The sequence below is a fragment of the Mycolicibacterium grossiae genome (assembly GCF_008329645.1).
Lineage (GTDB): Bacteria > Actinomycetota > Actinomycetes > Mycobacteriales > Mycobacteriaceae > Mycobacterium > Mycobacterium grossiae.
The window spans coordinates 3,246,557-3,260,256 of the sequence record NZ_CP043474.1 but is presented as its reverse complement, the minus strand read 5'-3'; the positions used below and the strand labels follow the sequence as shown (position 1 = coordinate 3,260,256).

At 73.2% G+C, this 13,700-nt stretch carries 13 protein-coding genes; 4 read left to right on the top strand and 9 right to left on the bottom strand.

Translation table 11 applies throughout. The features are described from left to right. Window positions 1-22: 22 nt before the first annotated feature. Window positions 23-1,507 carry an Asp-tRNA(Asn)/Glu-tRNA(Gln) amidotransferase subunit GatA gene (gene gatA / locus FZ046_RS15640; protein ID WP_070352171.1) on the bottom strand — a complete coding sequence of 495 codons (1,485 nt, stop codon included), beginning with the start codon at window positions 1,505-1,507 and terminating at the stop codon, window positions 23-25. Then, a complete protein-coding gene (gene gatC, locus FZ046_RS15635; protein WP_070352170.1) occupies window positions 1,504-1,803 on the bottom strand; it encodes an Asp-tRNA(Asn)/Glu-tRNA(Gln) amidotransferase subunit GatC in 300 nt (99 codons plus the stop codon). Before gatC ends, gatA begins: the two co-directional genes overlap by 4 nt. A 131-nt stretch (window positions 1,804-1,934) precedes the next feature. Here gatC and FZ046_RS15630 point away from each other — a divergent pair, with 131 nt between their 5' ends. Then, entirely contained in the window at window positions 1,935-2,594 is a 660-nt protein-coding gene (locus tag FZ046_RS15630; protein WP_070352229.1) for an ACT domain-containing protein, read from the top strand. A gap of 14 nt (window positions 2,595-2,608) precedes the next feature. Here FZ046_RS15630 and ligA read toward each other — a convergent pair whose 3' ends face one another. Beyond that, the gene (gene ligA / locus FZ046_RS15625; protein ID WP_070352169.1) at window positions 2,609-4,681 is read right to left on the bottom strand and encodes an NAD-dependent DNA ligase LigA; all 2,073 of its coding nucleotides are present in this window, start codon (window positions 4,679-4,681) and stop codon (window positions 2,609-2,611) included. Window positions 4,682-4,805: 124 nt separating this feature from the next. Here ligA and FZ046_RS15620 point away from each other — a divergent pair, with 124 nt between their 5' ends. Together FZ046_RS15620 and FZ046_RS15615 are read left to right on the top strand one after the other, a co-directional pair. After that, the gene (locus FZ046_RS15620; protein WP_070352168.1) at window positions 4,806-5,201 is read left to right on the top strand and encodes an MmcQ/YjbR family DNA-binding protein; all 396 of its coding nucleotides are present in this window, start codon (window positions 4,806-4,808) and stop codon (window positions 5,199-5,201) included. A gap of 29 nt (window positions 5,202-5,230) precedes the next feature. Continuing rightward, window positions 5,231-6,832 carry a 4-coumarate--CoA ligase family protein gene (locus FZ046_RS15615; protein WP_070352167.1) on the top strand — a complete coding sequence of 534 codons (1,602 nt, stop codon included), beginning with the start codon at window positions 5,231-5,233 and terminating at the stop codon, window positions 6,830-6,832. 58 nt (window positions 6,833-6,890) lie between these two features. Here FZ046_RS15615 and FZ046_RS15610 read toward each other — a convergent pair whose 3' ends face one another. Next, the gene (locus FZ046_RS15610) at window positions 6,891-7,793 is read right to left on the bottom strand and encodes a hypothetical protein (protein ID WP_070352166.1); all 903 of its coding nucleotides are present in this window, start codon (window positions 7,791-7,793) and stop codon (window positions 6,891-6,893) included. Window positions 7,794-7,908: 115 nt separating this feature from the next. Continuing rightward, entirely contained in the window at window positions 7,909-8,919 is a 1,011-nt protein-coding gene (locus FZ046_RS15605) for a uroporphyrinogen decarboxylase/cobalamine-independent methonine synthase family protein (RefSeq protein ID WP_070352165.1), read from the bottom strand. Window positions 8,920-9,001: 82 nt separating this feature from the next. Here FZ046_RS15605 and FZ046_RS15600 point away from each other — a divergent pair, with 82 nt between their 5' ends. Then, window positions 9,002-9,649: a sensor domain-containing protein gene (locus tag FZ046_RS15600; RefSeq protein ID WP_070352228.1), complete on the top strand. Its 648-nt coding sequence runs from the start codon at window positions 9,002-9,004 to the stop codon at window positions 9,647-9,649. Here FZ046_RS15600 and mnmA read toward each other — a convergent pair. From mnmA to FZ046_RS15580, 4 genes are read right to left on the bottom strand one after another with little or no spacing between them, the layout of a single operon-like run. After that, a complete protein-coding gene (gene mnmA / locus FZ046_RS15595) occupies window positions 9,646-10,722 on the bottom strand; it encodes a tRNA 2-thiouridine(34) synthase MnmA (protein ID WP_070352164.1) in 1,077 nt (358 codons plus the stop codon). The genes FZ046_RS15600 and mnmA overlap by 4 nt on opposite strands. Window positions 10,723-10,729: 7 nt before the next feature. Then, the gene (locus FZ046_RS15590; protein ID WP_070352163.1) at window positions 10,730-11,926 is read right to left on the bottom strand and encodes a cysteine desulfurase family protein; all 1,197 of its coding nucleotides are present in this window, start codon (window positions 11,924-11,926) and stop codon (window positions 10,730-10,732) included. A 34-nt stretch (window positions 11,927-11,960) separates the two neighbouring features. Further along, window positions 11,961-12,821 (bottom strand): lysophospholipid acyltransferase family protein, encoded by an 861-nt coding sequence (locus FZ046_RS15585; protein WP_070352162.1) that lies wholly within the window; start codon window positions 12,819-12,821, stop codon window positions 11,961-11,963. Further along, complete coding sequence (locus tag FZ046_RS15580; protein ID WP_070352161.1) at window positions 12,818-13,657, bottom strand: GNAT family N-acetyltransferase; 840 nt, start codon at window positions 13,655-13,657, stop codon at window positions 12,818-12,820. The genes FZ046_RS15585 and FZ046_RS15580 overlap by 4 nt, the downstream gene beginning before the upstream one ends. Window positions 13,658-13,700: the final 43 nt, after the last annotated feature.

Genomic DNA, 13,700 nt, shown 5'->3' with positions numbered 1-13,700 from the left:
GCCATCCGTCCATCCTGCCCGTTCAGAGCGCGGTTGGCAGCGGACCGCGGGCCGCCTCGTACGCCGCGCCCACCCGGTAGAGCCGGTCGTCGGCCAGCGCGGGCGCCATGATCTGCAGCCCGACGGGCAGCCCGTCGTCGGCCGAGGGCGTCGAGGGCACCGACATGCCGCAGTGCCCGGCGAGGTTCAGCGGCAGGGTGCACAGGTCGAACAGGTACATCGCCAGCGGATCGTCGACCTTCTCGCCGATCGGGAACGCCGTCGTCGGCGTCGCCGGGGAGACCAGCACGTCCACCTTCTCGTAGGCGGCGTCCAGGTCGCGGGCGATCAGCGTGCGGACCTTCTGCGCCTGGTTGTAGTAGGCGTCGTAGTAGCCCGCCGACAGCGCGTACGTGCCGATCATGATGCGGCGCTTGACTTCCGGGCCGAAGCCGGCCGCGCGGGTCAGCGCCATCACCTCCTCGGCGCTGTGCGTGCCGTCGTCGCCCACCCGCAGCCCGTAGCGCATCGCGTCGAACCGGGCCAGGTTGCTCGACACCTCCGACGGCAGGATCAGGTAGTACGCCGCCAGCGAGTGGTCGAAGTGCGGGCAGTCCACCTCGACGACCTCCGCACCGAGGGCGGTCAGCTGGTCGACGGCCGCGGTGAACGACGCGAGGACGCCGGGCTGGTAGCCCTCGCCGCTGCGCAGCTGCTTCACCACGCCGACGCGCACGCCGGTCAGGTCTCCGGTCGCGCCGGCCCGCGCGGCGGCGACGACGTCGGGCACCTCGGCGTCCACCGACGTCGAGTCATGCGGATCGTGCCCGGCGATCACCTGGTGCAGCAGTGCGGTGTCGAGCACCGTGCGGGCGCACGGTCCGCCCTGATCCAGCGACGAGGCGCAGGCCACCAGGCCGTACCGCGACACCGTGCCGTAGGTGGGCTTCACGCCGACGGTCGAGGTCAGCGCGGCCGGCTGGCGGATCGAGCCGCCGGTGTCCGTGCCGATCGCCAGCGGCGCCTGGAAGGCCGCGAGCGCGGCGGCGCTGCCGCCGCCCGACCCGCCCGGCACCCGGTCGGTGTCCCACGGGTTGCGGGTCGGCCCGTAGGCGGAGTTCTCCGTCGAGCTGCCCATCGCGAACTCGTCCATGTTGGTCTTGCCGAGGATCGGGATCCCCGCCGCGCGCAGCCGCACGGTGACCGTCGCGTCGTACGGCGACCGCCACCCCTCGAGGATCTTCGATCCGCAGGTCGTCGGCATGTCGGTGGTGGTGAACACGTCCTTGAGCGCCAGCGGCACACCGGCCAGCGGCGAGGGCAGCGCCTCCCCCGCGGCCACGGCGGCGTCGACGCGGGCCGCAGCGGACAGCGCCTCGTCGCCGGCGACGTGCAGGAACGCGTGGTAGTCGCCGTCGGTGGCGGCGATCTGGTCGAGGTGCGCCTGCGTCACCTCGGTGGCCGAGACCTCCTTGGCGGCGATCGCCGCGCCCAGCTCGGCCGCCGTGCGGCGGATCAGGTCGCTCATTCCGCCTCCCCCAGGATGCGCGGCACCGCGAACCGGCCGTCGACCGCGTTCGGCGCGGCGGCCAGCGCCTCGTCCTGCGGCAGGCACGGCTCCACGACGTCCGGACGGGTCACGTTCACCGCCTGCAACGGATTGTCGGTCGGCTCCACGCCCGTCACGTCCACGGCCTGAATCTGGCCCACGTGGGCCAGGATGGCGTCGAGCTGGCCGGCGAAGCTGTCCAGCTCGCCGTCGGTCAGGGAGAGCCGGGCGAGACGCGCGAGGTGGGCGACGTCGTCCCGGGATATCTGCGACACGTGTACGGAGCCTAGTGGCCGCCCACTTCCCGAGTCGCTCCGCGCTGGACTTCCCGAGTCGCTCCGCTCCCGCCCACGCCGCCCACTTCCCGAGTCGCTGCGCTCCGGCCCTCCGTGGGACAGTGTTCGCCGTGCCGTCCTATCTGCTGCGGGTCCAACTCGAGGACCGACCCGGCAGGCTCGGGTCGCTCGCGGTGGCTCTCGGCTCCGTCGGCGCCGACATCCTCAGCCTCGACGTGGTCGAGCGCGCCGCCGGGTACGCGATCGACGACCTGGTCGTGGACCTCCCGCACGGGGCGATGCCCGACGCGCTGATCACCGCAGCCGAACGGCTCCCCGGCGTCTGGGTGGACAGCGTCCGTCCGCACACCGGGCTGCTGGAGGCGCACCGCGAACTCGAGCTGATCGACCACATCGCCGCCGCGCGGAGCACGCCCGGCAAGCTGCAGGTCCTCGCCGACGAGGCGCCGCGCGTGCTGCGCGTCGGCTGGTGCACGGTCATCCGCTCGATCGACGGCCACACCGAACGCGTCGTCGGCAGCGGCGGCGCCCCCGAGACCGAGGCCACCTCCGCACCGTGGCTGCCCCTCGAGCACGCCGCGGCCCTCGACGACACCGCGGACTGGCTGCCGGAGGTGTGGCGCGACATGGACACCACCCTGGCGGCCGCACCGCTGGGCGATCCGCACACCGCCGTCGTGCTGGGCCGTCCCGGCGGCCCCGCGTTCCGGCCGTCGGAGGTGGCCCGGCTGGGCTACCTCGCCGGGATCGTCGCCACCATCCTGCGCTGACGCCGTTCCGGCACTCAGACCGCGTCCGGGCCGCCGTCGAGCAGCCGCCGGAACCCGTCCTCGTCGAGCACCGGCACGCCGAGTTCGACCGCCTTGTCGTACTTCGACCCCGGCGCATCCCCCGCCACCACGTAGGCCGTCTTCTTCGACACCGACCCGGCGGCCTTGCCGCCGCGCACCAGGATGGCCTCCTTGGCCTCGTCGCGGGAGAACCCCGCGAGCGACCCGGTGACCACGACCGACAGCCCCTCGAGGGTGCGCTCGATCGACGCGTCGCGTTCGTCGGCCATCCGCACGCCGGCGGCGCGCCACTTCTCGACGATCGCGCAGTGCCAGTCGACGCCGAACCACTCCGTGACCGCTGCCGCGATCGTGGGACCCACGCCCTCGACGGCCGCGAGCTGCTCCTCGGATGCCGCCTCGATGGCCTCGAGGCTGCCGAACTCCCCGGCGAGCGCACGCGCCGCGGTCGGGCCCACGTGCCGGATGGACAGCGCGACCAGCACGCGCCACAGCGCCTGCTCCTTGGCCTTGCCGAGGTTGGCGAGCAGCCGCTTGCCGTTGGCCGACAGTTGCCCGCCCTTCGTGGTGAACAGGTCGGTGCGCAGCAGGTCGTCCTCGCCGAGGGTGAACAGGTCGCCCTCGTCGGAGATGACGCCGGCCTGCAGCAGGGCGATCCCCGCCTCGTAGCCGAGCCCCTCGATGTCGAAGGCGCCGCGGCCGGCGACGTGGAACACGCGCTCCCGCAGTTGCGCCGGGCACGACCGCGCATTCGGGCAACGGATGTCGGCGTCGCCCTCCTTGGCGGGCCGCAGCGTGGTGCCGCACTCCGGGCACTCGGTGGGCATGACGAACTCGCGCTCGCTGCCGTCGCGCAGATCGGCCACCGGGCCGAGGACCTCGGGGATCACGTCACCCGCCTTGCGGATCACCACGGTGTCGCCGATGAGGACGCCCTTGCGCTTGACCTCCGAGGCGTTGTGCAGCGTGGCCAGCCCGACCGTGGACCCCGCGACCTTGACCGGCTCCATGTAGGCGAACGGCGTCACGCGACCGGTGCGACCCACGTTGACCCGGATGTCGAGCAGCGTGGTGGTCGCCTCCTCCGGCGGGTACTTGTAGGCGATCGCCCACCGCGGCGCACGGGAGGTGGCGCCGAGGCGGCGCTGCAACGCCACGTCGTCGACCTTGACCACCAGGCCGTCGATCTCGTGCTCGACGTCGTGGCGGTGCTCGCCCCAGTAGGCGACGCGCTCGGCGACCGCGGCGATGCCCGTGACGCGCGTGGTGTGGTCCGACACCGGCAGTCCCCAGGCCTTCAGCGCGAGATAGGCGTCGTGCAGCGTCGGCGGCGAGAAGCCCTCCGACCGTCCGAGGCCGTGGCAGATCATGCGCAGCCGGCGGCGGGCGGTGACCGCCGGATTCTTCTGCCGCAGTGAACCGGCGGCGCTGTTGCGCGGGTTCGCGAACGGCGGCTTGCCCTCCGCGACCAGGCCGGCGTTGAGGTCCTCGAAGTCCGACACCCGGAAGAAGACCTCGCCGCGCACCTCCAGCAGCGCCGGCACCGGGTAGTCGTCGCTCGGGCTCAGCCGCTCGGGGACGTCGTCGATGGTGCGCGCGTTGAGCGTGACGTCCTCACCGGTGCGGCCGTCGCCGCGGGTGGCCGCCCGCTCCAACCGGCCGTCGCGATACACCAGCGCCAGGGCGACGCCGTCGATCTTCAACTCGCACAAGAACTCCGGGTCGGCGCCGATCTCGCCGGTGAGGCGGCCGGCCCAGGCGTCCAGCTCGTCAATGTTGAACACGTTGTCGAGGCTGAGCATGCGTTCGAGGTGGTCGGCGGAGGCGAACTCGGTGGCGAAGCCAGCGCCGCCGACGAGCTGAGTCGGCGAATCCGGGCTGCGCAGCTCCGGGTACTGCTCCTCCAGGGCCGCGAGCCGGCCGAGCAGCGCGTCGAACTCGCCGTCGGAGATGACGGGCGCGTCCTTGACGTAGTAGCGGAACTGGTGACCGCGCACCTCGTCGGCCAGCTCCTGCCAGGCCCGGCGTACGTCCGGTGGGACGGGGTCAACCTCGGTCGAAGTCACCGTCGCAGGCTATCCGAGGGCACCGACGCGAAACGCCCACGGCGCGGCCCGGACCGCACGGGCGTCGGCCGTGACGTCGACACGGGCCGCCCCGACCTACGGTCCCGCCCCGTAGGCTCGGTCCATGCCGCACCCGATCGCCTTCCGCGACGACGATCCCGGCCTCGCGGAGGTCCGCACGATCGCGCTCGGGTTCCCCGAGGCGTTCGAGAAGGTCTCTCACGGCCGGCCGGTCTTCTGCGCACCGAAGATGTTCGCGATCTACGGCGGCAGCACCAAGGAGTCCGGCCCGATGCGTAGCGTCGCGCACTGCGTACTGGTCAAGGTCGACGAGGCCGAACGGGCCGCCCTCGACGCGGACCCGCGGACCTTCTACCCGGCGTACCTGGGGCCCTACGGCTGGCTCGGGCTCGACTTCACCACTGCGGCGGTCGACTGGGACGAGATCGCCGAACTCGTCGACGCCAGCTACCGCCTCGTCGCCTCCCGGACGCTCATCGAACGACTCGACCAACGCTGACGGTCCGGCGTGGTTCGATCTGAGGCACCATGAGTTTCGCGAGCCCCTTCCCCCAGGTCCAGATCCCCACCACGAGCCTGTACGAATACCTGTTCGGCGACCTCACCGACGCCGACGCCGAGCGCGTGGCGCTCGTCGACGCCACCACCGGCACCGAGGTCACCTACGGCGAGATGATCGCCCGCATCGACGCATTCGCCGGCGCACTGGCTCAGCGCGGCATCGGCGTCGGCGACGTCGTAGGCCTGCTCGCGCCCAACAGTTCGGCCTTCGCGATCGCGTTCCACGGCATCCTGCGCGCGGGCGCGACCGCCACCACGATCAATGCGCTCTTCACCGCGAAGGACGTCGCCAAGCAGCTGACCGACTCGCGGGCCCGCCTGCTGATCACCGTCTCCGCGCTGCTGCCCCAGGCCGTCGAGGCCGCCGCCGCCGTCGGCCTCGACGATGCGCACCTCGTGGTGCTCGACGGGCCCGGCGCCGACGCCGACGGGCATCCGAACGCCGCCGACCTGCTGGCGGCCGCCGCGCCGGCGCCCGACGTCGCCTTCGACCCGGCCACGCACCTCGCCGTGCTGCCCTACAGCTCGGGCACCACCGGCAACCCCAAGGGCGTGATGTTGACGCACCGCAACCTGGCGGCCAACGTCGCCCAGATCCGGCCGGTGCAGGGCATGGTCGCCGACGACCGCATCCTCGCGGTGCTGCCGTTCTTCCACATCTACGGGATGACCGTGCTGTTGAACGCGGCCATGCACGCCCGGGCGCGGCTGGTCATCATGCCGAGCTTCGACCTGACCGGATTCCTGACCAACATCTCGGAGCGGCGCTGCACGTTCGCGTTCATCGCGCCGCCGGTGGCCGTCGCCCTGGCCAAGCACCCGCTGGTCGCCGAGCACGACGTGTCGAGCCTGCGCGGCATCATGTCGGGCGCGGCCCCGCTCGACGAGGACCTCGCCCGCGCGGTGGCCGAGCGCATCGGCTGCCCGGTGGTGCAGGGCTACGGCATGAGCGAACTCAGCCCGGTCAGCCACGTGACGCCGTTCGACCACGGTGTGAGCTTCGTCGGCACGGCGGCGCCGCTGAGTTCCTGCGGCTGGACCGTCCCCAACGCCGAGAGCAAGCTGGTCGACCCCGACACGGGTCGCGAGATCGAGCCTCCGACAGAGGGTTTGAGCGATACCGGCGAGCTGTGGTTTCGCGGCCCGAACGTCATGGCGGGTTACCTCAACAACGACGCCGCCACCTCCGAGACCATCGACGACGACGGCTTCCTGCATACCGGTGACCTCGCGCGCATCGACATGACGGGCTGCGTGTTCATCGTCGACCGGCTCAAGGAGCTGATCAAGTACAAGGGCTACCAGGTACCGCCCGCCGAACTGGAGGCCGTGCTGCTCGGCCATCCCGACATCGCCGACGCCGCCGTGGTGGGCGTGCGCGACGCGGAGTCCGGCGAGGAGGTGCCGAAGGCGTTCGTGGTCCGGCGGTCCGACCTTACCGCCGAGGCGGTGATGGCCTTCGTCGCCGAGCACGTCGCGCCCTACAAGAAGGTCCGCCAGGTCGAGTTCATCGACGCGATCCCCAAGTCCGCCGCGGGGAAGATCCTGCGCAAGGATCTGCGGCGCTGACCACTCACGGACGTCGTCCCCGGCAACGTCAGCCCAGGGAACGTCAGCCCAGGGAACGTCAGCCCAGGGACGACGTCAGCTCGGCCGCGGCGCGGTGGGCGCGCGCCTGCCGGTAGCCGAGCCCGATGCCGGCCAGCGGGGCGAGGAGCAGGCCCGCGAGTCCCCACAGCGCGCCGATGCCGCCGGTCTCCGCCGGCGGCGCGGCCAGCACGGGCGTGCCGCTGCGCTCGTCGGTGCGTGCCGAGGGCGGGAGCACCGCCACCGGCGCGACGGGCGCCGTCGGCGGGTCCGCGACGACGACCGGGGCGAGCACCACGTCGGGTGAGCTGAGGACCGGTTCGGGACGCGGCGGGTCGGCGGGCCGCGTACTTCCCTCGCCGGGCACCCGGCCGTTGCCGAACACCACGGTCGGCGCCGTCGGCGAATCGACGGCAGCGACGGCACCGCCACCACCGGATTCGGCGATCACGGCCGGCGGCGACCCGGTTGGCGACCCGGTTGGCGACGTGGCCGGGGATGCGGACGGAGTCGCCTCGGCGGCCTGTAGTCCCTGCTCGCGATCCGCGGTGTCCTGCGGTGCGCGGCTCGCCACCCGCAGCGTGGGCGACGGCGTCGTGGACGGCTCGTCGGTCGGGTCGGGACTGTCGCTGCCCCGGGGCCCGCTCCCTCCGCGGCGGGCGGTGTCCTCGCCGCGCCGCGCCTCACCGCGGGTGGGCCCGCGGTCGCCCTGCTCGTGCCCGTCGCGGGAGGCGCCGCGGGCGCCCCGCTCACCGCGGTCGTGCCGGCCGGCGCTGTCGTGCCGGTCGGCGCGGGAATGGGAATGGCGGTCGCCATCGCTGGAATGCCGAGATCCCGGGTCACCGGACGCGACGGCGAGGCCCGGTCCCGCAACGAGCACGCCGACGGCGACCAACGCGGCCGCGACACCGGCCAGTGCGTCGGAACCATTCGTCGTGGCCACGATCCTCCAGAGCGTCGGCGCTCGTCATGTCCGTGGACATCGGGCCTGGCCATTGTCGCACGCGTCAACCGCTGAGTCGATCGTCGCGCTGAGGGGCGTCGAGGGCGTCGCGGCGTCAGGCAGAGTCGGGATCCACCGCGATGCCGTCGGCGACCTTCTGCGCGAGTTCGATGGCGCGCTGCGCCCATGACGCCGTGGCGCCCGACAGTCCGCAGGACGGGGTCACGCCCACCCGGTCGCGCAGCACCGCCCGCGGGAAGCCGAGCCGGTCGGTGACGCCGGCGGCCGCGGCGGCGACCTGCTCGGGGGCCAGCGGCGTCCCCGGATCGGTCGAGGGGACCACGCCGAGCAGCACCGTGCGACCCGCCTCGATCCACTCGCCGATGCCGTCGAGATCCGCGGCGACGAGCGTGCTCGCATCGAGTGACACCGCGTGAAAACCGGTGCGCTGCAGCGTTTTCCATGGGACCGCCGCGGCGCAGCAATGTAGCGCCACCGCGCCGCCGACGGCCGCGACGGTGTCGTCGAGCAGCTGGGCGGCGAGCGGCTCGTCGACGGGGTGCACCGGCGACAGGCTGGTCACGCCGGTGAGCCGGCCGGCCAATGCGGCCGGCAGCGACGGTTCGTCGAACTGCACCACGACCTCGGTCTCCAATCGGCGCGCCACCTCGGCGCGGTGGATCCCGACGCCCTCGGCGAGCGAGGCGGCCAGATCGCGCACCGCGCCGGCGTCGGTGATGGCGCGGTGACCACCGGGCAGCTCCACCTGCGCGGCCAGCGTGATGGGACCGGGCGCCTGCACCTTCACCGGGCGCGCACTGCCGCGCAGCCCGGCCTTCTCCCACGCCTCCTCCAGCGCGTCGACGTCCTCGTCGAGCAGGCTCATCGCCCGCCGCGCCGCCGCGCTGCGACCCGAGGCGATCCGGTAGCCGCGGGGAACGGTGTCCATGCCGATGTCGACCAGCAGTGCGGCCGCACGGCCGATCACGTCGGCGCCCACGCCGCGGGCAGGCAGCTCGACGAGGTGGGTCAGGCCGGTCAGTTCGCCGACGACCACCTCGGCGGCCTCCCGGGCAGCCGTACCGGGCCACGAGCCGATGCCGGTGGCGGTCGCGAAAACACTCACGTGGGCAACCGTATTCGATCACCCGGTCCGCGCGTCAATGTCGGTCGTCGCGTTCGTGTCGGTCATCGCGTTAGTGTCGATCATGACCTCGCTCCGCCCCGTGCTGTGCGCACTGGCGGCGGCGACGGCGCTGCTGGGCGCTGCGGGGTGCACCTCGACGACGTCGGGAACCGCCGTGCGGGCGGTGCCCGGCATCGACGACGACTCGAAGTCGCCGGTCGACGTCGACGCGGTGCTCCTCGAGAACGCCCGGATGCAGGCCATCACCGGCGGCGGCGAGGACCTGACCGTCATCCCGTCCATGGACGGCAAGCAGCCCGTCGACATCGGCCCGCTCGCGCAGACCGCGCCGGTGCCGTGCCGCTGGTACTTCACCGAGACGCAGACCTTCGGCGACCTCGAGGAGTTCCACAAGACCACCTACCAGGACCCGCCGCGGGGCGCGCTGATCTCGCAGGGCGCCGCCGGCTACCGGGACCCGGCGTCCGCGCGGCGCGCCTTCGACGCCCTGGCCGCCATGATCGACGACTGCGGATCCTCGTCGTCGGGATCGGTCTACGTCGGCGACTGGACCGCTGCGCCGGAGGCGATCCAGACCAGGACGGGGGCGGACTGCGGCCGCGACTACCGGCTGAAGTCGGTGGTGCTGGTAGAGGTCACGTTCTGCGGCTATCCCGCATCGGTGCCCGACATCGTGCTGACCAACCTGCTGGCGAAGGTTCCGGGCTAGGTGTCGCCGCCGCCGATCGTCGCGCTGGCGACGACCTCGTCCCCGGCGGGATCCGGCCGGTACACGACCATGGTCTGGCCCGGCGCGACACCACGCAGCGGCGCGCGCAGCGTGGCGAGCAACCGGCCGTCGCGGACCTCGACGACGGCGGGCGCCAGCCCGCCGTGCGCACGCACCTGCACCTCGGCCTCGACCGGTCCGTCGAACGCGCGGCCCGACGTGAACACCGGCCGCTCGCCCGTCAGCTGGTGCACGTCGAGATCGGCGGCGGCGCCCACGCGCACGGTCCCGGTGGCCGCGTCGATCCCCGTCACGTAGCGCGGCAAGCCGTCCGGGCCGGGACCGGCGATGCCGAGTCCCTTGCGCTGGCCGATCGTGAAGCCGTGCACGCCGTCGTGCTCGGCGAGCACCGTGCCGCCCGCGTCGACGACGGTGCCGCGCCGCACCCCGATCCGGGCGCCGAGGAACGCCTGGGTGTCGCCCGACGGGATGAAGCAGATGTCGTGGCTGTCCGGCTTGTCGGCGACCAGGAGGCCACGCGCGGCGGCCTCGGCCCGGATGTCGGGCTTGGGCGTGTCACCGACGGGGAAGGCCGCACGGGCGAGCTGCTCGGCGGTCAGCACGCCCAGCACGTAGGACTGGTCCTTGTCGGCGTCCACGGCGCGGCGCAGCCGTCCGTCGGCCAGCCGCGCGTAGTGGCCGGTGGCCAGGACGTCGAAGCCGAGCGCCACGGCGCGCGCCGCCAACGCGGAGAACTTGATCCGCTCGTTGCACCGCACGCACGGATTGGGCGTCTCGCCGCGCGCGTAGGACTCGACGAAGTCGTCGATCACGTCGTCGGCGAAGCGATCGGCGAAATCCCAGACGTAGAACGGGATGTCGAGGATGTCGGCCACCCGCCGGGCGTCGCCGGCGTCCTCCTTGGAGCAGCAGCCACGCGATCCGGTGCGCAGCGTCCCCGGCGCCGAGGACAGCGCGAGGTGCACGCCGACGACGTCGTGACCGGCGTCGACCATCCGGGCGGCGGCCACCGACGAGTCGACGCCACCGCTCATGGCGACCAGGACGCGCATCGCCGGCCTACTTCCGCGGGCCCGCGCTGGCCAGGGCGGCCTGCCGGGCGCGCTCGACGGCGGCGGGGAGCACGTCGAGGGCTGCGCGCACGTCGGCCTCGGTGCTGGTGTGTCCGAGCGACAGCCGCAGCGAACCACGGGCACTGGCCGGATCGGCACCCATCGCGGTGAGCACGTGCGAGGGCTGCGCGACGCCGGCCGTGCACGCCGACCCGGTGGAGCACTCGATGCCCTTGGCGTCCAGAAGCATCAGCAGTGCGTCGCCCTCGCAGCCGCGGAACGTGAAGTGCGTGTTGCCCGGCAACCGGTGGTCGCCGGCGGCCCCGTTGACGGTCACGTCGTCGATGGACGAGAGCACGCCCTCGATCAGGGCGTCGCGCAGTGCCAGCACCCGCGCCCGGTAGGCCGTGATGTTCTCGACGGCCACCCGCGCGGCGGCCGCCATGGCCACGGCGGCGGCGACGTCGGGCGTGCCCGAACGGACGTCGCGCTCCTGCCCGCCGCCGTGCAGTAGCGGCACCGCAGCGGTGTCGCGGCGCAGCAGCAGCGCGCCGATGCCCATCGGGCCGCCGAACTTGTGCGCCGTCACGCTCATGGCCGACAGACCGCTCGCGGCGAAGTCGACGGGCACCTGCCCGACCGCCTGCACCGCGTCGCTGTGCATGGGCACGTCGAACTCGGCGGCGACGGCGGCCAGCTCGGCGATCGGTTGCACGGTGCCGACCTCGTTGTTGGCCCACATGATCGACACCACGGCGACGTCGCCGGCCTCGCACCGGTCCTGGAGGATCTCGCGCAGCGCGGCGGGGCTGACCGATCCGTCCGCGTCGACGGGCAGGAAGGTCACCTCGGCACCCTCGTGCTCGACCAGCCACTCCACGGCGTCCAGGACGGCGTGATGCTCGATCGGGGTGGTCACGATGCGGCGGCGGCGCGCATCGGCGTCGCGGCGCGCCCAGAAGATCCCCTTGACCGCGAGGTTGTCGCTCTCGGTGCCCCCGGCGGTGAACACGATCTCCGAGGGGCGCGCACCCAGGAGCCCCGCCAGCGTCTCGCGGGCCTCCTCCATGCGGCGGCGGGCCGCGCGACCCGAGGTATGCAGCGACGATGCGTTGCCGACCGTGCCCAGCGCGTCGACCATCGCCTCGATGGCAGCCGGGTGCATCGGGGTGGTGGCGGCGTGATCCAGGTAGACGGCGCTCATGGCCCACCCAGGATACCGGCAGGCCAGGTCACACTCAGGCGACCAGCGCGTGACCCCCGTCGGCGCGGCGGGTGGCCCGGCCCGCGGCGTCGGTGCCGCGGACCGCGGACTCGCACCGCGCGGCCAGCCCGCGCCGGTCCTCACCGGGCAGCTGCAGCGACTGCACCGCGACGTGCGCCACGGTCATCCGGGCGGTGATCACCCGCCGCACCGACTGCAGCAGGCTGTCGTCGCCGATGAAGGCGGGGACGGTCGACGGCGCGCCGTCGCGGTGGCGGTAGGTCAGGCGCAGCGGCTGCACCGGCCGGTGGGCGTCGATCGCGCCCTGGAACATCGCCGGACGGAACGGACCGTAGCCGAGGCCGCACCACGTGGTGGCCTCCGGGAACGCGACCACGGTGTGGCCGGCCCGCAGCCGGTCGGCGACGGTGCGGACCACGTCGGGCAGCCGGCGCAGGCTGGCCCGCTCGATGGGGATGACCTTCATCAGCCGGGCCAGGACGCCCAGCGCCGGCCATTCGATGAGATCGGCGCGCGCGACGAACGATCCGGGCAAGACCGACCCGATGACGAAGACGTCGACCCAGGAGACGTGTCCGCTGACCACCAGCACGCCCCGAAGGTTGCGAATCGGACCGCCGGACAGCGTGATTCGCACGCCCAGGCAGCGCAGCATCGCCCGGCAGTAGGCCCGCTGCAGCCGCGACTTGCCCGGCATCGGAACGGCCAGCAGGGGCGCCGCCGCCAACAGCACCAGGGCGCACGTCACCCGGACGGACGTGCGGACCGCGACGACCACCCGCCGCGAGGCGTGCGCGGCGTCGACGCGGATGCAGCTCGCATCGCACGAGGCACGCGGCAGCCAGGGGTGGTCGGCGAGGGCGTGGCTGCTCATCGGCCCATCCCGTCGGCCATCTCGCCCGCCGCGGCGACCGAACGCAGCCGCGCGAGGTACCGCACGTCGGCCTCGCGCTTGTCCAGCAGCACCGGGAAGTCTCCGACGCCGAAGTCCGGATCGTGGGCCGGATCACCGCAGACCCGCGCCCCGAGCCGCAGGTAGCCACGCATGAGCGGCGGCACCGACGCCCGCGCCGGCGGCGCGATGTCGTCGAGCCCGCGACCGTTCACCACGACCGGACGGTAGGGCCGCAGGCGGTACGGCGAGGCATACCGCGCGCGAACGACGTCGCGGACGCTGCGGATCGGGGTGCCGGGCGGCTCGTCGGGGCCGCCGTCGACGGGCACCGAGACGCACCCGGTGACGTAGTCGTAGCCGCAGCGATCCAGGTAGGCGAGGATGCCGGCCCACATGAGCAGGACGACGCCGCCGTTGCGGTGGTCCTGACGGACGACGGCGCGGCCCATCTCGACGAGCGAGGGGCGCAGGTCGTCGAGCGCCGAGACGTCGAACTCGGTGGCGGTGTACAGCCCGCCGGCGGCGATGGCTCCCGGCGGCGGCAGCATGCGGTAGCAGCCGACCAGTTCGCCGGACTCGTCGTCGCGGACCAGCAGGTGGTCGCAGAACTCGTCGAAGCGGTCGGCGTCGCGGCCGTCGGTGGCACCGGCGAGCGCGAAGCCGGGCTCGGAGGTGAACACCTGGTGCCGCAGGCGCTGCGCGGCGTCGATGAGGTCGTCGGCAGTGGACAGCAGGAGGGTGTAGCGCGGTCCGGTCCCCCCGGACGCGGCGCCGACGGTCTCGTCGGCGGCGATGAGTACGGATGCTGTGCTCATGCGTGCACGGTCTCGCCGTCGTGGGGCGGGATGCCTACGACGG